This window comes from Urbifossiella limnaea (genome assembly GCF_007747215.1).
GTDB lineage: Bacteria > Planctomycetota > Planctomycetia > Gemmatales > Gemmataceae > Urbifossiella > Urbifossiella limnaea.
The window spans coordinates 3,409,055-3,431,267 of the sequence record NZ_CP036273.1; the positions used below are offsets into that span (position 1 = coordinate 3,409,055).

Here is a 22,213-nt window from a genome sequence, read left to right on the forward strand (position 1 = left end):
AGTGCCCACCCTTCCCGGAGGAACGCTCGTGATCCGATGTGCAACGCTCCTGACCGCCGCGGCGTACCTGTTCTTCGGCACCGCTACGCCGGCGCAGGACAAGGCCGACGCCGGCGTGAGCCTCAAGGGGAGCGTGGACGACCTGACGCTCCAGGACAAGGCGCCCAAGAGCGGGGTCGTGGTGAGCGCGGCCGGGTGGAAGACACTGCAGGAGGTGTGGGGGATCAAGGACGCGCCGAAGCTGGACTTCGGCAAGACGATCCTCGTCGTCGCCACTACCCGCGGCAGTCAGCTGAAGCTGACGCCGCGGGTCACGAACGGCGATCTCAAGGTACTCGCCATTTCCACGCGCGACCTGCGACCGGGCTTCCGCTACGCGATCGAGTCGGTGTCGCGGGACGGTGTGAAGTCGGTGAACGGGCAGCCCCTGCCGAAGGAGTGATGGTTGAGTTTGCCTTTCGCCGCTTGCGGCGTTGCGGCGTCCGCGCTGCAACGCCGCAAGCGGCGAAGCCCCGAACCGAGTTACCGCCCACCGTCCGGGTTGGGCCGCGGTGTCCGCGGCCGCTCAGGGGTGTTTGGTTCCCCCCGCTCGGGTCGGCCAGGCGGCGTCTCGCCATACTGGAAGGGCGTCGGGAACAGCGGCCGCCCGCGCGGCATCAGCCGTTCGAGGGTCGCGCGCTGCTCCGGCGTGAGCGCGCGGTTGAGTTCCGCGGTCGCCTCGGCGATCAATTTCGGGACCGCCTCGCGCATCTCGTCACGGTCGATCTTCCCGCCCCGAACACCGTCCAGCAATTCGCGCAACTTCGTGGTGTAGTTCTCGATCGCCTTCTCGACTAGCGTCTGCTGCTTCGCGTCGAGCTTGAGCTCGTCCAGAGCCCCTCGCAGCGGAACGGGCGAGCCGGGGGCTGCGTCGGGGACGGGGCGGCGACCCGGTGGCGTTCCCATCGGGCCACCCGGGACCGGCATCGGCGGCGGACCACCCGGCGACGGGAACACACCCGGACCACCGAACCCGCCGGGCACGGCCATGCCGCCGGCCACACCGAAGCCGCCCATGACGGCGCCGCGCTCGATTTGCTGGACAAGCCGGCGCGCGGTGAACGCCTTCGCGTCGTTCCCGCCGGCCAGCCCGCGGAGTGCTGGGAGCGCGGGGTTGCCGACCGCCACCAGCGCGGCCCGGGCGCTCTCGCGGATGGCGTCGTGCGGGTCGTTCATCTTGTCGGTCAGCGTCTTCACCCACGCCTCGACCTGCGGGTCGGCCTTCTCGACCGGCCCGCCCGGCCCATCCGGCCTGAAGCCGGGCTGCGGGCCGCCACCACCCGGCGGCTGCCCCCACGCCACGCCCGCGGTCAGCAGCGCGACCGCCACCGATGTCCATCTCATCGCACACCCTCCCGGAGAGATCGTCCCGTCCGATTGTCGCCCGTGGCCCATCTGGTGGAAACGAAATTCGCCGCCGGTCGCGACACTCGGCCGGCTCGGGGGAGATTGTCGCCACGGGGGCTTGATTAGTGAACGGATGTTCCGTATGGTGGTGGTGTGGTGTCGGGTGGGGTTCAAGCCTGAGTTCGCCGCGGCCCGGAACCGCGCAACGAAAAATGGCCGGTCAACCCCGCTCGACCCGCGGACCCAACGTGAGACGCACCGGCCCCTAGAGGGGGGCGTCGGGTGTCGCCGGTCGTCCGGGCGACTGGCCGCAGGAGACGAGCCTGCAAGCCCCTGACAAACGTGTGCGGCCCGGATAGGGCGCGACTGTGCCGAAACCCGACACCCCGCCGCCGGCGGCCGTTGCACCGCGTTCCCGCGCGGCCCACGGCCGCCGGTTGGCGTTCCGCCTGCCGCCCGAGTGGCATAGTTGCTCATTCGCGGTCTACGCCGCTGCCCCGCTGCCGTTTACGATGGTGGGGGAGTGAAACCCCAGGGCTCCGCTGATGGCCACCGACCCCGACCCGGAGATCGTCGCACTCGTGGACCGGCTCCGCACCGGCGACCAGGCCGCACTCGGCGTCCTGTTCGACCGGCACCGCGACAAGCTGCGGCGGATGATTTCGTTCCGCCTCGACGCGCGGCTGGCCGGCCGGGTGTCCGCGTCGGACGTGCTGCAAGAGGCGTACATCGACGCGCTGAAACGGGTCGAGCACTACTTCGCCAAGCCGGATCAGCCGTTCTTCGGGTGGCTGCGGCTGGTGGTCGGGCAGCGGCTCGCGGACGTGCACCGGGAACATCTGGCCGGCAAGCGCGACGCCGGCCGCGAGGTCGGGCTGCACGCCGGCCCGCCCGGCGCCGACTCGGCGTGCATCGCGGCGTGCCTCCTGGCCGGCGGGTCGTCGCCGAGCGCGGCGGCGAACCGGAACGAGCGGTTCGCCCAGCTCGAAGCGGCGCTGGCGCGGATGGACCCGCTCGACCGCGAGGTGCTGGCCCTGCGGCACTTCGAGGAGCTGAGCAACACCGAGACGGCCGAGTTGCTCGGTATCCTGCCGCCGGCCGCGAGCAAGCGGTACGTCCGGGCGCTGGCCCGGCTGAAACAGATTCTCGAAGAAGTGCCCGGATTCGAGGGATGACCGTGGACCGTGATCCGTTGGATTTGCTGGCCGAGGACTTCTCCGCCCGGCTACGCCGCGGGGAGCGCCCGAGCGTCGCCGACTACGCCGCCGCGCACCCGGAACACGCCGCCGAGCTGCGCGACCTCCTCCCCGCCGTCGCGCAAATCGAACTCCTGAAGCGCCACCGTCAGTCGCTGCCGGCGGAGCGGTCGCTGCCCGACCGGTTCGGCGACTACCGCATCGTCCGCGAACTCGGCCGCGGCGGCATGGGCGTCGTCTTCGAGGCGGTGCAGGAGTCGCTCGGCCGCCGCGTCGCGCTCAAGGTGCTGGCGACGCACACGTCGATGGACGCCGACCGCCGCGAACGCTTCGTCCGCGAGGCGAAGGCGGCCGCCCGGTTGCATCACACGCACATCGTGCCGGTGTTCGGGGCCGGCGAGCACGACGGGCTGCCGTACTACGTCATGCAGTTGATCCCCGGCCGCGGGCTGAACGCCGTCGTGTCGGCGTGGCACGCCGCGGCCCACGCCGACACGCCCGCCCCCGCCCGTGCCGACGACACCTGGCCGCACGCCGCCCCGACCGCTGCGCCGTCGTTCGAGATGGTGTTGGACGGCCCGAGGTACGACGACTGGCGGTTCGTCGCCACCGTCGGCGTGGAGGTGGCCGACGCCCTGCAGTACGCCCACGATTCGGGCGTCGTCCACCGCGACATCAAGCCGGCGAACCTGCTGCTGGACGACCGCGGGCAGGTGTGGGTCGCCGACTTCGGCCTCGCCAAGCTGGACGACGCCGGCGGGCTGACCGCGACCGGGCACGTGCTCGGCACGTTGCAGTACATGGCCCCCGAAGGGCTGACCGGGGCGCCGGACGCCCGCGGCGACGTGTACGGCCTCGGCGCCACGCTGTACGAGTTGCTGACGCTCAGGCCGCCGGTCACCGGCGAGACTCCGGCCGAGCTGATGAAGCAGTTGGCCGACGGCGTCCCCGTCCCACCGCGGAAGGTGAACCCGGCGGTGCCGCGCGACCTGGAAACGATCGTGCTGAAGGCGCTGGCCCGCGAGCCGGAGCGACGCTACGCCACCGCCGGCGACATGGCCGCCGACCTGCGCGCGTTCCTCGACGACCGCCCCATCCGCGCCCGCCGCGAGTCGCTGACGAGCCGCGCGGCACGGTGGTGCCGGCGAAACCCGGCCGTCGCCGGCCTCTCGCTGACGACCGCCGCTGCGCTGCTGCTGGCCGCGGTCGTGGGCTGGGTCGCCTACGCGCGGACGACGAAGGCGCTGGCCGACGAGACGGCCGCCCGCGGCGACGCAGAGCACGGCCAGAAGGAGGCGAAGGAGGCGTCGGAGAAGCTGGAGGCCAATCTGCGGCTGACGCTTCAGGAGTTCGAAAAAGTGTTCGAGGCCGCAGCCGGAGGCGAGAACCGGCCGGGCTTCGCACTCGGATTCGGACCGATGAAGGGCTTCGGCCCGAAGGACGGCTTCGGCGCGAAGGACGGCTTCGGCCCGAAGGACGGGCCGAAGGACGGCTCCAAAGACGGCCCGATGGTTGGTGAAGCGGCGGATCGGGCGTCCGTGCTGGAGGCGGTACTCGGCTTCTACGACAAGTTCGCCGAGCGGAACGCGACGCAGCCGGCGCTGCAGCTCGAAGCCGCGAAGGCCCACCGCCGCGTCGCCGAGCTGCACCAGTGGCTCGGCCGGCAGGAGAAGGCGACCGCGTCGTTCCGCCGCAGCGCCGCACTGCTCGCCGGACTGACCGCCGAATTCCCCGACGACGCCGACGTGCGGTTCGAGCGGATGCAGCTCTTGGCACACGCCCCGCCTGCCATCGTCGGGATGCCGTCGATCGCGGACCAGTTGGCCGCCGCGGTCGCGCTCGGGGCCGGGTTCACCGACCCGCCGCGACGCTGGGCGGTCGGCTCGGTCGAACTGAAGCTCGGCGCCGCGCGGGAGCAGTCGAACGATCCCGTCGGCGCGGCTGCGGCGTACCGCACGGCGATCGTGCACCTGGCGGCCGGGCCGGGCCGCGAGGGGCGACCGCCGGTCGTGGTGTTCGAGCAGGCGATGGCCCGCCGGCGACTCGCGGCACTGCTGGCCGCCGAGGGGAACATGCCAGCCGCGCGGCGTGTGCTGGAGGAGGCCGTTGCGGACGTTCGGCCGTTCGGCGGGGGGGGGCCGGGTCGGTTCGGCGGCGAATTCCCGACCGCGACGCTGAACCAGCTCGCCGGCGTCCTGGAGACGATGGGCGACTACCCTGCTGCGGCTCGCACGCGGCAGGAGATCGGGCGGATGGCGCCGGGCGGGTTTCCCGGCGGGCCGGGCGGCGGTCAGCCGCGCCCGAACCCGCCGCCGAAGAAGTGACCTTGAGCGGAGACTCGATCAGCGGAACAGGTCGGCCGGTGTCTGCCCCTTCTTGTGGCCCGGGTTGCGGAACCGCGTCGGGGCGTAACTGCCGACCAGGTCCACCTTCGTCGCCTCCGGGATGCGGCTCTCCAGACCCATCGCCCACAGCGAGCCGTTCACGATCAGCCGCCGCGTCCCCTCGTGCGACAGGTCTTCCGACGCGCCCATCGTCGTGTTGAAAGCCCGCCCCTTGGCCCCCTCCGGCACCTGGTACTCGCGCGTCCACGCCACCGGCATCATCGGGTCGTTCTTCTTGCCCGTCACCGCCTTCGACGTGGGCTCCAGCGTCTCCGTCACCTCACCCATCACCAGCGGCGTACAGCCGGGTAGCGGCAGCGTCACCGTGTACACGTCGGTAGTGCCGAAGATGCTGCCGGGGGCGATCCCCTTCAGGATCGGGTGTTTTTCCTGCCCGGGGGCGACCACGCCGCGGGTGCCCTCCTTGCCGTGGTTGCCGTGGTGAGCCACCCACCGCTCGCCGAGCACGACCTTGCCGAAGCCGCCCTCCCAGCGCTTCACGCCGCTCCCGTTGCCAAACTTGGCGAACGGCGACTTCGAGCCGCCCGGGTAGTTGAAGGCGTGCGTCGAGGTGCGGAGCCCGACCACCGGCTTGCCCGCGGCGACGTACTCGGCGATCGGCGCCATCTGGTCGTCGGGCAGGGCCAGGAACCGCGTGAAGATCAGGAACAGGTCCGCGCTCTTGAGCACGTCGGTGCCGGGGACGTTGTTCACGTGCGGGTCCACGTGGCCGTTCTTGTCCACGGTGAACAGCGTCGTCGTCTTGAAGCCGTGGTGCGTGCTGAGGATCTTGGCCAGCTGCGGGATCGCCTCCTCGGACCGGTACTCCTGGTCGCCGCTGAGGAGCACGACGTGCTTCCCTTTTCCGATGCCCTCGCCGCCGGGCAGTGTGATTGAGGACGGCGGGCCCTCGGGCCGGGCGTCGGCAGGGACGAGGGCGAGGGCCGCGAAGAGGGCGGCGGGTGCGAACCGGGTCATGGCGGGTCCGGTGGGTGAGGCGGGTAGCGAACCGCGGCCAGTATACGGCGGCGGGTCGGCCGGGTACACTGGCACCGCCTCCCCGCCGCGGAGTCCGCCCCATGCGGGTTCTTGTCGTGTCCAGCGTCCTGCTCGCGTCCGCCGCCGCCGCCGACGGCCAGACCGGATACTCGAAGCCGCCGCCGGGCGTGTCCGCCATCTTGAACGCCCCGCCGCCGCCGGACGTGTCGGTGAGCCCGGCCCGGGACCGCGTGCTGCTGACGCACAAAGACCGCTACCCGCCGATCGCCGAACTGGCCGAGCCGATGTTGAAGCTGGCCGGGCTGCGCATCAACCCGGCGACCAACGGCCCGTCCCGCCCCGGCCGGGTCGTCGGCTTCACGCTCGCCGCCCTCGACGGCACCAAGACGCAGATCCCGCTCCCGGTGGGTGTTCGGCTCGGCACCGCCCGCTGGTCGCCAGACGGTAAGCGCTTCGCGGCCCTCGGCACGACGGAAAAGGGTATCGGCGTTTGGGTTTACGACCTCGCCGCCGCGAAGTTCACGCAGCTGCCGGGCGTGACCGTGAACGCCGCGATCGGCGTTCCCGTGCAGTGGGCGTCGGCCGACGAGCTGCTGGTGCAGTCGATCCCTGCCACCCGCGGCACGCCGCCGGTCGCGCCGCCGGAACCGCCCGGCCCGGTGATCCAGGAATCGAGTGGCAAAGCAGGTCCGGTTCGCACCCTTCAAGACCTGTTGCAGAACACGCACGACGAGGCACTCTTCAGTTACTACGGCACGTCGCAGCTGGCGTTCGTGAACGTGGTGACGGGCGGGTCGCAGCCAGTCGGGCCGCCGGCCATCGTGTCCGGCTGCGACGTGTCGCCCGACGGAAAGCTGGTGCTGCTGACGCGGTTGAACAAGCCGTTCTCATACCTGTTAAGCTACGCCTCGTTCCCCAAGACGGTCGAGGTCCGCGACCGGAGCGGGGGGGTGGTCGCCACGATCGCCGACAAGCCGCTGCAGGACCGCATTCCGATCGAGGGCGTCCCCACCGGCCCGCGGCTGGTGCAGTGGATGCCGACGCGGCCGGCCGGACTGTGCTGGGTCGAGGCGCTCGACGGCGGCGACCCGCGGGTGAAGGCCGAGGCCCGCGACAAGGTCGTGTTCCAGCCGGTCCTCGGAAAGGCGGCCCAGTCGTCGGTCACGCTCACGCACCGCCAGTCGGCGATCAGCACGACAACGACCATCGGGTTCTTTGAGGACGGCAAGCGGGTGCTGCTGAAGGACTACGACCGCGACCGGAAATGGGCGCGCATGATGGTCGCCGAGGTCGCCGGCGGTCCGCCGAAGGTGCTTTTCGAGCGCTCGACGCAGGACCGCTACGGGAACCCAGGGACTCCGCTGACGCGCACCCTCTCGAACGGCCAGCGGGTACTGAACGAACTCGGTGATCGGTTGCTGATGGCGAACGAAGGCGCGACCCCGAAGGGGGATCGCCCGTGGGTACTCCGGTACGACCTCACCACGGGCCGGAGCGTGGCCGTCCACGAATGCCCGTTGGATGAGTACCACAAGGTCGTCGCCGTTCTCGACGACCTGGGCAAGCGCCTCCTGATCGAGCGTGAGTCGCCGACGCTCGCGCCGCACGTCGTCTTCAGGGCCGAACTAGGCGACGCTTCGCGCGAGGTGAAGTTGACCGAACCCGTTGACCCGGCGCCCGCGCTCCGGTCGGTGAAGCGGGAGATCGTGACCACCAAGCGCGCCGACGGCACGGCCGTCAACTTCACCCTCTTCACGCCGCCCGGACACACCCCGGGGCAGAAGCTGCCGACCGTCTTCTACGCCTATCCGACCGAGTTCGCCGACGGCGACACCGCCGGGCAGGTCAAGGGGTCTGCTTTCCGGTTCACGACCTTCACCGGCTACTCGCACCAGTTCTTCCTCACGCAGGGCTATGCCGTCATGGAAGTGTCAATGCCCGTCGTTGGTCCACCGGCGTCGGCCAACGACACGTTCGTCGAACAGCTGGTCGCCAACGCCAGCGCCGCGATTAACAAGGGGGCGGAGCTCGGCGTCGTTGACCCGGGCCGCGTCGGCGTGATGGGGCACAGCTACGGGGCGTTCATGACGGCGAACTTGCTCGCCCACTCCGACCTGTTCCGCGCCGGCATTGCCCGCAGCGGGGCGTACAACCGCACCCTCACGCCGTTCGGCTTCCAGAACGAGCGCCGCACGTTCTGGGAGGCGCCGGATGTGTACGCGAAGATGTCGCCGTTCAACGCCGCCCACAATATCAACGAGCCGCTACTGCTAATCCACGGCGCCGCGGACAACAACCCCGGCACGTTCACGGTGCAGAGTGAGCGGCTGTACCAGGCCGTCCGCGGCAACGGCGGCACCTGCCGGCTCGTGCTGCTGCCGCACGAGTCGCACGGGTACGAGGCCCGCGAGTCGGTCGAGCACGTGCTCGCCGAGCAGATCGCGTGGTTCGACCGGCACGTGAAGCAGGCCGGGCCGCGAAAGTAGCACGCGGCCGGCCGCGTCGATAAACCAACGACATGACCACGCCCTCCCTCCCGGCCCTCGTCATCGGCATCGACGGCGGCGCCACGCACACCGCCGCGCTGCTCGCCGACGCGGCGACGGGAACGGTGCTGGGCCGCGGCGAGTCCGGCCCGTCGAACATCCAGGCGGTCGGCGTCGAAGCCGCTCTGAAGGAGTTGGATGTCGCGGTGGCCGCCGCTTTCGCCGCGGCCGCGCGGCCGCGCGCGAACGTGGCCGCGGCGTGTCTCGGTCTCGCGGGCGTCGATCTGGCCGAAGGGCTGGACATCATCGGTGGCTGGGCGCAGCGGGTTGGGCTGGCCGACCACGTCTCCGTGGCGAACGACGCGACGCTGCTGTTCGCCGCCGGCACACCCGAGGGCTGGGGGCTGGCGGTGATCGCCGGCACCGGGTCGATCGCCTTCACCCTCGACCGCGACGGCAACGACGGCCGCGCCGGCGGCTGGGGCTACCTCCTCGGCGACGAGGGGAGCGCCTGGCTCGTGGGCCTGAACGGCCTCCGTGCCGCGTGCCGCGCCGCCGACCGCGCCGGCCCGCCGACCCGCCTCGTGGACGACTTCCTGAAGCGCCTCGGCACGACCGACCCGCGCGACTTCATCCCGGCGACCTATCGTGGGGTGTGGGACCGTTCCGCCATCGCCGGTCTGGCTCCGCTGGTGCTGGAAGCCGCGGAGGCCGGCGACGACGTGGCCCACAAGCTCGTGGTGCGCGAGGTCACCGAGCTTGCCCGCACCGCGGCGACGGCGGTGGACGCGGCGAAGCTGCCGAAGTTGGGCCTGCCGGTGGCCGTGGCGGGTGGCCTGATCGCGGGCAGCCCCTTCTACCGTGGCCTGTTCGTGGAAGCCCTCCGAGGCCACGGCATCCACCCCGGCGCCGTCACCGTCGTGGACGACCCCGCGGTCGGGGCCGTCGTCCTGGCGCGTAAAGCCGCCGCCTCCCGCTGAGCCGCCTATGTCGAACCTGCCGCGCGTCCTCGCCGACCTGCCCGTCTCGGCCGACGTGACTGAACTGTGCGCCGGCCGGGTCGAACTCGTGCCGTGGACCGGCAACACGCACGGCGTCGTCGGCATTTACACCTACGGCCACCCGACCGTGGACGCCGCGCTGCTTGACGCACTCCCCGCGGTGCAGGTCATCAGCAACAACGGCGTCGGCGTCGATCACATCGACGTGGCCGCCGCCGCGGCGCGGAACGTCCCCGTCGGCAACACGCCCGGCGTGCTCAACGGCGCCACGGCCGACCTGGCGTTCGCGCTCCTCCTCGCAGCCGGGCGGCGGCTCGTCGAGGGCGACCGATACGCCCGCGGCCCGGACTTTCACCGCTTCGACCCGTCGTTCATGCTCGGCCGCGAGGGCCACGGCAGCACACTCGGCGTCGTCGGCATGGGTCGCATCGGCGAGCAGGTGGCGAAGCGTGCCCGCGGGTTCGGCATGACCGTGCTGTACTGCAACCGCCGCCGCAACGAGGCCGCCGAGGTGGCGCTCGGAGCCACCTTCGCCCCGCTCGACGACCTGCTCGAGCGCTCCGACTACGTCGTGCTCACGGTGCCACTGACCGCCCAGACGCGCGGCATGATCGGCCGGGCGGAGTTGGCGCGGATGAAGCCGACGGCCAGCCTAATCAACGTCGCCCGCGGCGCGGTCGTGGACGTGGCCGCTCTCACCGACGCTCTCCGCGGCCGCCGCATCCACGCGGCCGCGCTCGACGTCACCGACCCCGAACCGCTGCCGCGCGACCACCCGATATTGGCGCTGCCGAACGTCATCATCACCCCACACCTCGGCAGCGCGACGGTGGAGACGCGCCGCCGCATGGCCGAGGTGTCAATCGACAACCTGATGCTCGGCCTCGCGGGGAAGGCGCTCCTGCACCCGGTTCAGCCGCTTGCTCACGGCTGACCCACCGGTTACGCTTCATCCATCTCACCCACCGGAGGTCTCGCCGTGTCCCTCACCCGCCGCACGTTCCTCGGCGCGTCGGCCGCCGCCGTCGCGTCCGCCCCCGCCCTCACGGCCGCGGCCAACGACAAGGTTGTCGTCGGCGTGATGGGCTGCGGCGGCCGCGGGATGCACCTGGCCCGGTCGTTCGCGGCCCTGCCGAACGTCGAGGTCGCGGTCGTCAGCGACCCCGACCCGGGCCGGGCGGCTTCGGTGCAGAAGGCCGTCGCCGAGGGGATGCGGTCGTCGCCGCGCGTCGTCGCCGACTTCCGCCGCATCCTCGACGACCGCACCATCGACCTGTTCGTCTGCGCCGCGCCGAACCACTGGCACGCGGTGTCCGGCATCCTCGCGTGTCAGGCCGGAAAGCACGTGTACGTCGAGAAGCCGTGCAGCCACAACGCCGCCGAGGGCGAGATGCTCGTCGCCGCCGCCCGCCGCGCCGACCGCAAGGTGCAGATGGGCAACCAGCGCCGCTCGATGCCGAAGGTGATCGAGGGCGTCCAGGCGCTCCGCGACGGCGTCATCGGCCGCGTCTACTTCGCGCAGAGTTGGTACACGAACAACCGGCCCACAATCGGAATCGGCACGGAGGGCGGGATGCCGGCCGGGCTCGACTACGCCCTTTGGCAGGGGCCGGCGCCGGCGAAGCCGTTCCGGTCGAACTACTTGCACTACAACTGGCACTGGTTCTGGAACTGGGGCAACGGCGAACTTGGCAACAACGGCGTGCACACCATCGACCTGTGCCGCTGGGGGCTCGGCGTGGACTACCCCACCGCCGTCACGTCGGCCGGCGGCCGCTACCGCTTCAAGGACGACCAGGAGACGCCCGACACGCACGTCGTCAGCTTCGACTTCGCCGACGGCAAGACGATTACCTGGGAGGGCACGAGCTGCAACCAGATTCCGGGGGGCTCGAAGCCGACCGCGCTGTTCCAGGGCGAGAAGGGGAGCCTGGCGCTGAACGACAACGGCTACACCGTCTACGACGAGCGCGGCCGCGAGGTGAAGAAGGAGGCCGGCGGCGCCACCAGCGACAACCTCCACTTCAACAACCTGCTGGCCGGCATCCGCGAGGGCACCCGTCTGAACAGTGAGATCGAGGAGGGGCACAAGACGACGCTCCTCTGCCACCTCGGCAACATCGCCCACCGCACCGGCAAGCGACTGATCTGCGACCCGGCCAAGAAGGGCGCCATCACCAACGACGCGGCCGCGCAGGCGATGTGGCGGCGCGAGTACCAGCCCGGCTGGGAGCCGCGCGTCTGATGCCGCGCTGTACGCTACTGCCGCTGCCCGACCACCAAGTCGCGTTCCTGGTGGACGGGGCGGAGCGCCTCCGATGGCACTTCGGGCCGCAGTACCCGCGGCCGTTCTTCTACCCGCTCGTCGGTCCGGCCAGCGGTCTGTCGCTCACGCGGATGGGGCACCCGGGCGCGCCGAACCACGACCACCACCGCTCCGTGTGGTTCGCCCACGAGAAGGTCGCTGGCGTCAACTTCTGGGGCGACACGGGCACGGCGCGAATCCGCCAGAAGGAGTGGCTCGCCTACCACGACGGCGACGCAGAGGCGGTGATGGCTGTGCGCCTCGGTTGGGCCGACGGGCACGACCCGCGCGAACTGCTGACACAAGACCTGTTCGTCGCTCTCATCCCCGGCCCCGGTCGCGAGACGCTGCTCGAACTGCAGACGTCATTCCGCCCAACCGCGAACCAGCTCGAATTCGGCATGTCGAACTTCGGCTTCCTCGCCGTCCGCGTCGCCAAGCCGATCTCGGCGTTCTTCGGCGGCGGTACGCTGACCAACAGCGAAGGCGCCGTCGGGGAACCGGCGATCTTCGGCAAGTCGGCCCGGTGGGTGGACTACAGCGGCGAACAGCCCGGCGGTCACCGCGAGGGCGTGACGTACTTCGACCACCCGACGAACCCCAGCCATCCGGCCGCGTGGCACGTCCGCGAGGACGGCTGGATGGGAGCGTCGGCCTGCTTCGCCGGGCCGCGGACGACGACGCAGGCCGATCCGCTGACGCTCCGCTACCTCCTCCACGCCCACGCCGGAGTTCTCGACGCCGGCCGCGCCGCGGACGAGTTCGCCCGCTTCCGCGACCGGCCGCCGATGGAGCTCGTCCGCGCCCCGTCCCGGCACGTCACCTGGGGCGTCCGCCGCCGCGGTTGACCGCCCCACGCACACGTCCTACGGTTCGGCACGTCCTCGCCCCTGACCGGGACGTGGCTCCAACCCGGGAGTGCGCCGTGCTCGGCTTGCCGTGGTGGGTCGGTCTCGTTGTCGTGCCCGTCGTCCTGTTCGTCGGCTGGAAGGTGTTTGCGTGGTATGTCCGCCTGCTGTTCGACCAGATTGTTCACGATGCGGTCCTGGGTGCCGGCTCCGCGCTGGCGGGGGCCACGGCCGTCGTGCATTCCGTCGTCGCGGTCGCGGCCCCGAAGGAGCCGTCGCCCTACGACGCGGTCGAGGGCGACGAGGATTACTGTGAGGAGATCGATGGCACGCCCTGGGAGGCGGACGAAGCCGACTTCTACGTCATCGACGCGACGATCACGCCGGCCGACCCGACAGTGCTTTGGGACCCCACCGGGCTCGGCGTGACGCCGGCCGACTTCTCGCCGGACGACCCAGCCGAATGCTCGGAACACACGGGCGCGATGCACTCGGCGGAGCGGTTCGTGAACGGGAACTGGAAGTCGGCGCGCGAGGGGAACCTGACCGGCCCGCAGCGACTCCGGATGCTGTTCGGTGTGCCGAAGGGCGTGCGGGCGGTCAAGTTCGCGGTCGTCGTCACCTACTTCGGCCGCGTCGAGTTGCCGCCGCCGCTGCCGGCTACTCCCGCCCCCGTCGGGCCGCGCCGGGGGACGGGGAAGAAGTCGTCGTTACCGTGGAACGGTTGAGAATCACCTGGCGGGAACGTTAGCACCTCTCCGCCGTCGCGGGTGACGGCCGCGCGGACGGCAGCCTCGTCGGGCTTCACCCCGATGAAGCGAACGCTGCCGTTGCCCAAGCTTATGGCGAAGAACCCGTTCGGCCCGCCGAATCGCGGCAGCGGCAGGCGGCCGTCGTAGGGGAGGTCGTCCGGCTTGGCCTCCGGCACCGCGTCGGCCGCTTCCGCCACCACGAACGTGTTCGACGTTCCGTCAGGTAGCTCGGAGCCGTGTCACGGGGAAGAGGGGGCCAGGAAGGCGCGGTACCAGTCGATCGTCTCACCGAGGGCGGCGTCCAGCGTGTAACGCGGCGCCCAACCCAGTACGCGCTTGGCCTTCTCGGCCGACAGGTACTGGTGCTTGATCTCGTTCCCGGCGGTGTTCTGCACGTCCGGTGTTAGCGACGAGCCCATCAGCGCGAGCAACTGCCGCACCAGGTCGATGGCGGGGACGCGGATCTCGGTCGAGAAGTTGAACGCCTCGCCGTTCACCGCCGGGTTCGCCGCCATGCACTCAGCGAGGTGGAGGTAAGCCGCGGCGCCGTCCTTGACGTAGAAGTAGTCGCGGACGTTCGTGCCGTCGGACCGCAGCACCGGCCGCTCGCCGGCGAGGATGCTGCGGATCGTGCCGGGCACGATCCGGTTCCAGTTCAGGTCGCCGCCCCCGTAGAAGTTACCGCACCGCGTCACGCACACCGGCATCTTGTACGAGTGCGCGTACGTCAGCGCCAGGATGTCGGTGCAGGACTTGCTCGCGTCGTAGGGGTGCCGCCCTTGCAGCGGCGCGTCCTCGGTGTACGGCAACACCGGCTGGTCACCGTAGGCCTTGTCCGACGACGCCACAACCACCTGCGGGTTGAACCCGCAGCGGCGCGCGGCTTCGAGCAGGCACCACGTCCCTTTGATGTTCGCCTCGAACGTCGAAAGCGGGCTGCGGTTGGCGATGCCGACGATGGTCTGGGCGGCGAGGTGGAACACCGTCTGCACCTCGTACTCGGCCAGCACCCGCTCCAGGAACTCGGCCGATCCCAGGTCGCCGCGCACCACGTCGATGCGGCGGTCGAGGCCGGCGCGGACGAGTTCCGAGCCGGCCACCTGGTCGCGGATCAGGCCGATGACGTGGGCGCCGCGGTCGAGCAGGGCGCGGACCGTCCACGCGCCGACGAGGCCGGTGCAGCCGGTCACGAACACGCGGCGGTGCCGCCAGAACGCGGGGGGCGTCGTCATCGGTGGGTTCCTTCCGTGGTCACGCGGCGAGCCGCAGGCCGGGCGGCTTCGACTCCCACGGGGCCGTGCCGCTGTCCCACAGCTGGTTCAGGTACTGGTGGTCGCGGCTGCTATCCATGCACTGCCAGAACCCGTCGTGCTGGTACGCCGCCAGCTCTCCGTCGCGGGCCAACTGGATCAGCGGCTCCTGCTCCAGCACGAGGCTCGGGTCGTCGCTCAGCCGATCGAGGAAGCGGCGCTCGAAAACGAAGAACCCGCCGCTGATCCGCCCGCGCGACAGCAGCGGCTTCTCGGCGAACTCGGTCACCAGCGGGCCGTCGATCTCCACCTCGCCGAAGCGGCCCGGCGGGCGGACCGTCGTGACGGTGCCGATACGGCCCGCGGCCGTGTGCGCGTCCAGCAGGGCGTGCAGGTTCATGTCGGCGAGGCCGTCGCCGTAGGTGAGCATGAACCGGTCGCCGTCGAGGTAGCGGGCCACCTGCCGGACGCGGCCGCCGGTCATGGTGTTCAGGCCGGTCTCGGCCATGGTGATCTGCCAGTCGTCGCCGGCCGGGTGGGCGTGGACCTTCACCGGGGCGTTCGGCCGCAGCCCGACGGTCACGTCGGCGGACGCGAGCCCGTAGTTGAGGAAGTACTGTTTGATGACCCAGCTCTTGTACCCGAGGCAGAGCACGAACCGGCGGAAGCCCTGGCGGGCGTACCCGTTCATGATGTGCCACAGAATCGGCTTGCCGCCGACCGGCACCATCGGCTTGGGGATGTCGTCGGCCACGTCGCGGATGCGCGTGCCCATCCCGCCGCACAGAATCACAACCTGCATCGGCCCGCCCTCCCTGGCGTACCCCACTCAGCTGTTTACGCGCCCGGCCGCGCCGGGGAGCCGCACCCGCCACCTTGTCGGCACCTTAATCCGCGTCAGCCCCACGACCGCCGCGACCCCGAGCACCACGCCGCACAGCCCGGCCAGCATCAGCGCCTCGCCGAGGACGTGGAAGAACGGGTACGCCCAGAACAGCGGCAGCATCGACCCGCCGAAGCCGGCCAGGGCGACGACCGCCGGCACGCCCCAGCTGTCTGCGGTCGGCCGACGGGCGGCCAGCAGCAGACAGCCGGCGAACGCGGCCAACATACCGATCGCGTCCGGCCGGCGGGTGCCCGGGCGGATCCACTTCCAGTCGTCGGCGACGAACTTCGCCAACAACTTCGGCTTATGCACGAGGAACAGCTCCAGCATGTATTTCGGGTGCGACCGCGCGAACTCGAGGTAGATCTGCTTGCACAGCCGGTCGTGCAGCCGGGCCTTGTACGCACCGGTCAACGGCGAGACGGCGTACTTGTGGCCAATCCCCTCGTCGTCCAGCCGCTTGGCCACGGTCTCCCACGCGGTCGAGTCGTTGTTCCCCTTGCCGGGGTAGATCGCCTGCTGCTTCCACTCCGGGTGAAACTCCAGGGCGATCAGCGCGTTGTGCCAGAACAGGTGGTTCGGCAGCCCGTCGTCCCCGTGGTACGTCCAGTGCGTCGCCGACGAGACGTAGGCCTTCTGCGCCACGAGGCCGATCACGACCAGCACCGCCGGCCACCGCGCGGCCGCGAGCTTGCCGGCGGCCGCGGCCGTGACCGGGTGCGTGAGCATGCCGCGGCGGTTCCGCCACAGCCACAGCGCGGCGGGCGTGGCGGCGAGCACGAACAGCGTGGCGAACATCCACATCGCCGAGCCGCGGAAGTGGAGCGCGAGCCCGAGCAGCCCGGCCTGGACGGCGGCCACGGCCACCCGCCCCGCCGTCGCCCGCGGCCACGTCAGGAGGCAGCCGGCCAGGTGGAAGAACGGCACCAGCCCGAGGGTGCCGAGAAACCGCCCGTTCGTCACCGTCGCCAGCTGGAAGCGGGTCTGCGGCGAGACGTCGTAAGCGCCGATCTGCGGCAGCGCCCGGACGAGCAGGAACAGGGTGATCTGGAACGCGACGATCAGCAAGAGCATCGGCACGTCGCGGCGGTAGGCGAACAGGTAGAGCGCCAGGCTCGCCCCAAGGACAACGAAATACGCCCCGTACAACGCCCCGAGTTTGTAGCCGAACAGCACGAACCCGAGCTTGACGAAGTCGGCATACCCCACGTCCTCGGCGAAGACCGGCAGGTGGTCCACGCCGTCCTTTTCCGGATGGGACAGGCTCGTCGCCCGCGCCAGGCCGTAGTCGAGGCGGTCGCGGGCGGTCATGTTCTCCGGGTAGCTCAGGCCGGTCTGCTTCAGGATGTCGGTGTTCCACGTCCAGCCGTTGGTCTGCAACTCGGCCCGCACTGCGCGATAGGCGGTGTAGCCCTTCAGCCCGTAGCGGAGGTCCGACACGGCCACCGAGACACACGACTCGTGCCGCTCGATCGCCTCCGGCATGACCCGGTGGAGCCCGGCCGACTGCCCCTCGCGGATCGTCCAGCCGAACAGGAACAGCGAGAACGCGACGAGCGCGATCCACAGGCGGTCGGTCCGCGGCGGGAGGTCGGTGGTCATCGCGGCGTCTCCGGGTGGGTCAGGCGGCGCGGGCCGGGGCGGCGGGCTCGGCGTCGAAGTTGATCCGCTCGCGCTCCACCACAAGTGGTCGCTTGCGGACCTGCGCGTGGATCGCCGACACGTACTCGCCGAGGACGCCGAAGAAGAACAGCTGGATGCCGGAGAACAGGAACAGCGCCGTGATGAGCGTCGGAATGCCCGGCGGGGCCGTGCCGCCCACGAACAGGTGGTAGGCCACCGTGAACGCCGCGTACAGCAGGCTCAGCCCGGCGACGGTGAAGCCGGTCGCCATGCACACCCGCATCGGCACGTTGGTGAACGAGATCAGTCCGTTCAGCCCCTGGTCGATGAGGTGGTACAGCCGGTTCTTCGAGAACCCGCGCTTCCGCGCCCGCCACGTGTACTCGACGCCGGTGCGGCGGAACCCGCAGTTGGCGACCAGCCCGCGGATGTACGGGTAATAGTCGTCGCACCGCCGCAGCGCTTCGACGACTCGGCGGTCCACGAGCTGGAACTCGCCGGTGTTCTGCGGGATGGAGATGTCGGCGAACTTGCTGACGGTCCAGTAGTACAGCCGGCGTGTGAGCCGCATCAGGCCGCCTTCTTCGCGGACCTTGCGCACGCCGAATACGACTTCGTTCCCCTCCGCCCACAGCCGCACCATCTGGGGTAGCAACTCGGGCGGGTCTTGCAGGTCGGCCGCGAGCATGAGCAGGCAGGCGTCGCCGCGGGTGGCCAGGATGGCGTTGAAGGCGGAGCGGAACGGGCCGACGTTGCGGGCGTTGAGGATGACCTTCACCCGCGGGTCGCGCGCGGCAAGCTCGCGGAGCACGCCGGGCGTGGCGTCGGTGGAGGCGTTGTCGCAAAAGACGTGTTCGTAGTCGTACCCTGGCAGTTCGCGCGCGAACACCGCCCGCACGGCCTCGTGGCACGGGCCGACGTTGTCCTGCTCGTTGTAGCAGGGGGTGACGACGCTGATGACCTTCGGCGCGGGCATGGTTTTCCGGGGTCAGGCGGCGGCGCGGCCGGTGCGGCGGACGGCGACGAAGAAGTCGTCGAGCACCGTCCCGAGGTAGTCGAGCATCGGCCCCGTGAGCCCGGGGTAGACGCCGAGGAAGAAGGCGTCGGCCATCAGCTTGTCGGTGTTCGCCAGGTCGCCGACGACGCGGTGCTCCACCCCCTCGAACGCCGGCTGCCGCAGCAAGTTGCCGGCGAACAGCTGCCGCGTCTGAATCTGCCGGGCTTCCAGGTACTGGACGATCTCGCGGCGCGAGAACGGCGATCCGTCGCGGACCGTGGCCAGGAAGCCGAACCACGACGGTTCGCTGCCCGGCGTCGCTTCGGGCAGCGCCACGAACTCCTCGTAGGGCTTCAGCATGGCGCGGACGCGGGCGTGGTTAGCCTTGCGGGCGGCGGTGAAGCCGTCCACCTTCTTCAGCTGCTCGCGGCCGATGGCGGCCTGCACGTCGAGCGGCTTCAGGTTGTAGCCGAGGTGGCTGTAGACGTACTTGTGGTCGTACCCCTCCGGGAGCGTGCCGAGCTTCCACCCGAAGCGCTTGTTGCAGGTGTTGTCCTTCCCCGACGGGCACCAGCAGTCGCGGCCCCAGTCGCGGAACGACTCGGCGATCCGCTTCAGCCGGCCGTCGCTCGTCAGCACGGCGCCGCCTTCGCCCATGGTCAGGTGGTGCGGCGGGTAAAAGCTCTGCGTCGCAAGGTGGCCGAACGTGCCGGTGCGGACGCCGCCATAGGTGCTGCCGAGGGCGTCGCAGTTGTCCTCGACGAGGTACAAGTCGTGCCGCCGGACCACGTCCATCACGGCGTCGAGCTCGAACGGGTTGCCGAGGGTGTGCGCCATCATCACGGCGCGGGTCTTGGGGCCGACCGCCGCCGCGACGCGGTCCACGATGGCGTTGGCGGTGTCGAGCCGCACGTCCACGAACACCGGGACGCAGCCGTGCTGGACGATCGGCGCCACCGTCGTCGGGAAACCGGCGGCCACGGTGATGACTTCGTCCCCGGGCTTGAGCGGCCGGTCGAGCTGGTTGCTGGTGAGGGTGGCGAAGGCGACGAGGTTGGCGCTCGAACCCGAGTTCACGAGCAAGGCGTTACGGGTGCCGACGTACTTCGCCAACTCTCGCTCGAAGGCGTCGCCCTGCGGCCCGAGCGTGAGCCAGAAGTCGAGCACCGAGCTCACCGCGGCGACCACTTCCGCCTCGTCGAAGACGCGGCCGGCGTAGGGGACGCGGCTCGACCCCGGCAGGAACGGCTTGGGGCCGTGCCGGGCGGCGACGTAGTCCCGAACCTTGTCGAGAATCTCGGCGTGCAGCGGTTCCCACATCGGGGTGCGACTCCTTCGCGGTGTGTCACGCGGCCCAGCTCAGCCCCGCGGTCTGGCGGCGCAAGAACTCCTCGACCCGCCTCGCGACCGAACCGGCGTCCAGCCCGTGCTCGCCGAGCAGGTACTGGTAGCTGCCGCACTTCTCCGAGAAGCGGTCGTCAACGCCGACGCGGCAGACGAACGTCGGCGCCCGGTCGGCGGCGATTTCCGCGACCGCCCCGCCGAGCCCGCCGAAGACGCTGTGTTCTTCGACCGTCACCACGGTTCGGTGCCGGCGGCACACGGCGGCGACCTCCTCGGCGTCGAGCGGCTTCAGGCACGGGGCGCTGTAGACGGCGCTCCCCGGCCAGCGCGCCGCGGCAACCATCGCGGTTCGGACCATTGATCCGGTGGCGATCCAGGCCAGCGGCCCGTCGCCGGCGCGGACTGGCACCAGCCCGCCGAGCGTCATCCGCGGCGGGGCGTCGTGTACGACGCCGAGGTCGGCCTTACCCATCCGCAAGTAGACAGGCCCGTTAAGCGTCAGGGCTAGCTCGAAGCAGGCGGTCAGTTCGGCGGCGTCGGCGGGGGAGAGGATGGTGAGGTTCGGTACGGCCCGGATCGCGGCCACATCCTCGGTGCTCTGGTGGCTGGTGCCCAGGTGGCTGTAGACGAATCCGGCCCCGTCGCCCACGAACAGCACCGGCAGGTTCTCGTAGCAGACATCGATCTTGATCTGCTCCAGCACCCGCACCGGCACGAAGGCGCTGAGCCCGTACACGACCGGCCGGAAGCCACCCTTGGCAAGCCCCGCGGCGACGCCGACCATGTTCTGCTCGGCGACGCCGGCGTTCAGGAAGCGGTCCGGGCAGGCCTGGCGGATGCCGTCAAACAGGGCGTACCCGTGGTCGCCGGTCAGCAGCAGTACCCGCTCGTCGGCACGGGCGGCGGCCACAAGGGCGGTCGAGAAGGCGTCACGCATGTTGAACACCCCCGGCCGCGGGGGCCAACTCGCGGACGGCCGCGGCGTAGGTTTCCGGCGTCAACCGGGTGTAGTGCCAGCGGTTGTCGTCCGCCATGAACGACACGCCCTTGCCCTTCACGGTGCGGGCGACGATCGCCTTCGGACGCGGCTCCGGGTCAGCCAGTGCCGCGCGGACCGCCGCGTCGAACGCCGCCTCGTCGTGCCCGTCCACTTCCCGCGCGTGGAGGCCGAACGTGGCGAACTTGTCGGCCAGCTTGCCGAGGCCCATCACCTCGTCGGTGCGGCCCATCGCCTGGAACCCGTTGGCGTCCACGACCACTACCAGGTTCGACAACTTGAAGTGCGCCGCGAACAGCAGCGCCTCCCACATCGACCCCTCGTTCATCTCGCCGTCGCCGACCACCGCGAAGCAGCGCTGGCCGGTGCCCTTCCGCCGCGCGGCGAGCGCCAGCCCGACGCCGACGGACAACCCGTGCCCGAGCGAACCGGACGTTACCTCCAGCCCCGGGACGTGGGCGTCGGACAGCCCCTTGAGGCGGGTGCCGTCGGCGAAGTAGCGGTCGAGATCGGCGTCGGTCAGCCAGCCGAGTTCGTACAGGCAGGCGTACTGGGCCATGACGCCGTGCCCCTTGCTGAGCACGAGGTAGTCGCGGGTTACGTCGTCGGGGCCGGCGCCGAGCCGGAGGTGCGAGCGGTACAGCACCGCGAGCACCTCGACCAGCGAGAACGCGCAGCCGATGTGGACGGTGGACCCGGCGTGGGCCATCCGCAGCACGGTCGCGCGCAATCGGGTCGGGTCGAACCGCGTCATCCGCCGCTCCCTTTCACGCCGCCCGCGAGGGGGCCAGTGCCGCCCACATCCGTTCGAGCCCCTGCCGCAGTGTCGTCCGCGGCGCCCAGCCGGTGAGCGCTGTCGTGTCCGTCAGGTCCGCGACCCACGTCGTCGGCTCGTCCGGCCGTGGCGGCTCGCTGCCGTACTCGGGCCGCAGGCGCCCGCCGGAAACCGCCACGGCCGTCTCCACAAGGTCTCGCACGGTTTGCCGCCGGCCGCCGCCGGCGTGCAGGATTCGCCCGCGCGCCGCGGGGCAGTCCGCGGCCTGTTGAAGCAGTTCGATCACGTCGTCGGCGTACACCCAGTCGCGCGGCTGGTGCCCGGCGGTGACGCGCGGGGCTTCGCCGCGGGCGCAACTGGCGAGGACGCTGGACGCGAGCCGGGTCGGGTCTTCGAGCGGGCCGTAGGCGGAGAAGATGCGGACGGTGCAGACCGGCGCCCCGCGGAACGCCTCGGCCTGGCACAGCAGCGTCGCCGCGGCCTTCGTCACGCCGTAGTCGCTGCGCGGTTCCAGTGAGTCGCCCGGTTTCATCGGCGCGGCCTTGTGGCCGTACTCGGACGAGCTGCCGGCGTGAACGAACGCCCGGTAGTCGCGGCCGGCGAGGGCGCCAAGCAGGTTCGCGGTGCCGCCGAGGTTCGTGGCAAAGATGGTCCCGCGGTCGTGCTCCGACGGGTGTGCCCCGTGCGTCGCCAGGTGATACACCACGTCCGGCCGCGCGGCCTCGACCGCCCGACGGACGGCCCCCGCCTCTCGGAGGTCGGCGTCGTGCCGCGTGAATCGCCCGGTCAATTCCAGGAGCCGACCCGGGCGGGCTTCCGGGCGCAGCAAGAGGTGAACGTCGCGGCCGGCGGCGACTTCGGCGCGGGCCAGGGTCGCGCCGAGGAACCCACTCCCGCCGGTGATCAGGACTCGCTGGTGTCGCCCGATGACGCACTCCATGCTGGCGCACACGGCCGCCCGGCCGGGCACGGCTTATAGTCCCA

19 protein-coding genes are annotated in these 22,213 nt (G+C 70.9%); 9 read left to right on the plus strand and 10 right to left on the minus strand.

What is annotated here, in order from left to right:
* Positions 1-28: 28 nt before the first annotated feature.
* Positions 29-442 (plus strand): hypothetical protein, encoded by a 414-nt coding sequence (locus ETAA1_RS13905; protein ID WP_145239175.1) that lies wholly within the window; start codon positions 29-31, stop codon positions 440-442.
* 80 nt (positions 443-522) lie between these two features.
* Here ETAA1_RS13905 and ETAA1_RS13910 read toward each other — a convergent pair whose 3' ends face one another.
* Complete coding sequence (locus ETAA1_RS13910; protein ID WP_145239178.1) at positions 523-1,383, minus strand: hypothetical protein; 861 nt, start codon at positions 1,381-1,383, stop codon at positions 523-525.
* 548 nt (positions 1,384-1,931) lie between these two features.
* Here ETAA1_RS13910 and ETAA1_RS13915 point away from each other — a divergent pair.
* A complete protein-coding gene (locus ETAA1_RS13915; RefSeq protein WP_145239181.1) occupies positions 1,932-2,561 on the plus strand; it encodes a sigma-70 family RNA polymerase sigma factor in 630 nt (209 codons plus the stop codon).
* Complete coding sequence (locus ETAA1_RS13920; RefSeq protein ID WP_145239183.1) at positions 2,558-4,906, plus strand: serine/threonine-protein kinase; 2,349 nt, start codon at positions 2,558-2,560, stop codon at positions 4,904-4,906. The genes ETAA1_RS13915 and ETAA1_RS13920 overlap by 4 nt, the downstream gene beginning before the upstream one ends.
* Positions 4,907-4,924: 18 nt before the next feature.
* On the opposite strand, the gene ETAA1_RS13925 is transcribed toward ETAA1_RS13920, so the two are convergent.
* The gene (locus ETAA1_RS13925) at positions 4,925-5,944 is read right to left on the minus strand and encodes a ThuA domain-containing protein (protein ID WP_145239186.1); all 1,020 of its coding nucleotides are present in this window, start codon (positions 5,942-5,944) and stop codon (positions 4,925-4,927) included.
* A gap of 101 nt (positions 5,945-6,045) precedes the next feature.
* Here ETAA1_RS13925 and ETAA1_RS13930 point away from each other — a divergent pair, with 101 nt between their 5' ends.
* From ETAA1_RS13930 to ETAA1_RS13955, 6 genes are all read left to right on the plus strand, one after another.
* Positions 6,046-8,451, plus strand: coding sequence for a S9 family peptidase (locus tag ETAA1_RS13930; protein WP_145239188.1), 2,406 nt, complete (start codon positions 6,046-6,048; stop codon positions 8,449-8,451).
* 32 nt (positions 8,452-8,483) lie between these two features.
* Entirely contained in the window at positions 8,484-9,431 is a 948-nt protein-coding gene (locus ETAA1_RS13935) for an N-acetylglucosamine kinase (protein ID WP_145239193.1), read from the plus strand.
* 7 nt (positions 9,432-9,438) lie between these two features.
* The gene (locus tag ETAA1_RS13940; RefSeq protein WP_145239196.1) at positions 9,439-10,386 is read left to right on the plus strand and encodes a 2-hydroxyacid dehydrogenase; all 948 of its coding nucleotides are present in this window, start codon (positions 9,439-9,441) and stop codon (positions 10,384-10,386) included.
* A gap of 45 nt (positions 10,387-10,431) precedes the next feature.
* On the plus strand, positions 10,432-11,697 hold the full coding sequence (locus tag ETAA1_RS13945; RefSeq protein WP_238389442.1) for a Gfo/Idh/MocA family protein: 1,266 nt from the start codon (positions 10,432-10,434) through the stop codon (positions 11,695-11,697).
* Complete coding sequence (locus ETAA1_RS13950; RefSeq protein WP_145239199.1) at positions 11,697-12,605, plus strand: DUF6807 domain-containing protein; 909 nt, start codon at positions 11,697-11,699, stop codon at positions 12,603-12,605. Before ETAA1_RS13945 ends, ETAA1_RS13950 begins: the two co-directional genes overlap by 1 nt.
* Before the next feature lie 77 nt (positions 12,606-12,682).
* Entirely contained in the window at positions 12,683-13,333 is a 651-nt protein-coding gene (locus ETAA1_RS13955; RefSeq protein ID WP_145239202.1) for a hypothetical protein, read from the plus strand.
* Between the two features lie 263 nt (positions 13,334-13,596).
* On the opposite strand, the gene ETAA1_RS13960 is transcribed toward ETAA1_RS13955, so the two are convergent.
* From ETAA1_RS13960 to ETAA1_RS13995, 8 genes are read right to left on the minus strand one after another with little or no spacing between them, the layout of a single operon-like run.
* Positions 13,597-14,589, minus strand: a complete 993-nt coding sequence (locus tag ETAA1_RS13960) for a GDP-mannose 4,6-dehydratase (RefSeq protein WP_145239205.1) — start codon at positions 14,587-14,589, stop codon at positions 13,597-13,599.
* 19 nt (positions 14,590-14,608) lie between these two features.
* On the minus strand, positions 14,609-15,409 hold the full coding sequence (gene rfbF / locus ETAA1_RS13965) for a glucose-1-phosphate cytidylyltransferase (protein ID WP_145239208.1): 801 nt from the start codon (positions 15,407-15,409) through the stop codon (positions 14,609-14,611).
* 27 nt (positions 15,410-15,436) lie between these two features.
* On the minus strand, positions 15,437-17,095 hold the full coding sequence (locus ETAA1_RS13970) for a hypothetical protein (protein WP_145239211.1): 1,659 nt from the start codon (positions 17,093-17,095) through the stop codon (positions 15,437-15,439).
* Between the two features lie 19 nt (positions 17,096-17,114).
* A complete protein-coding gene (locus tag ETAA1_RS13975) occupies positions 17,115-18,092 on the minus strand; it encodes a glycosyltransferase family 2 protein (protein ID WP_145239214.1) in 978 nt (325 codons plus the stop codon).
* Positions 18,093-18,104: 12 nt separating this feature from the next.
* Entirely contained in the window at positions 18,105-19,433 is a 1,329-nt protein-coding gene (rfbH, locus tag ETAA1_RS13980; protein WP_145239216.1) for a lipopolysaccharide biosynthesis protein RfbH, read from the minus strand.
* A gap of 25 nt (positions 19,434-19,458) precedes the next feature.
* A complete protein-coding gene (locus ETAA1_RS13985) occupies positions 19,459-20,394 on the minus strand; it encodes a transketolase family protein (RefSeq protein ID WP_145239219.1) in 936 nt (311 codons plus the stop codon).
* Positions 20,387-21,208 carry a transketolase gene (locus tag ETAA1_RS13990; RefSeq protein ID WP_145239222.1) on the minus strand — a complete coding sequence of 274 codons (822 nt, stop codon included), beginning with the start codon at positions 21,206-21,208 and terminating at the stop codon, positions 20,387-20,389. The genes ETAA1_RS13985 and ETAA1_RS13990 overlap by 8 nt, the downstream gene beginning before the upstream one ends.
* A 13-nt stretch (positions 21,209-21,221) precedes the next feature.
* Complete coding sequence (locus tag ETAA1_RS13995) at positions 21,222-22,199, minus strand: NAD-dependent epimerase/dehydratase family protein (protein ID WP_145239225.1); 978 nt, start codon at positions 22,197-22,199, stop codon at positions 21,222-21,224.
* Positions 22,200-22,213 lie beyond the last annotated feature (14 nt).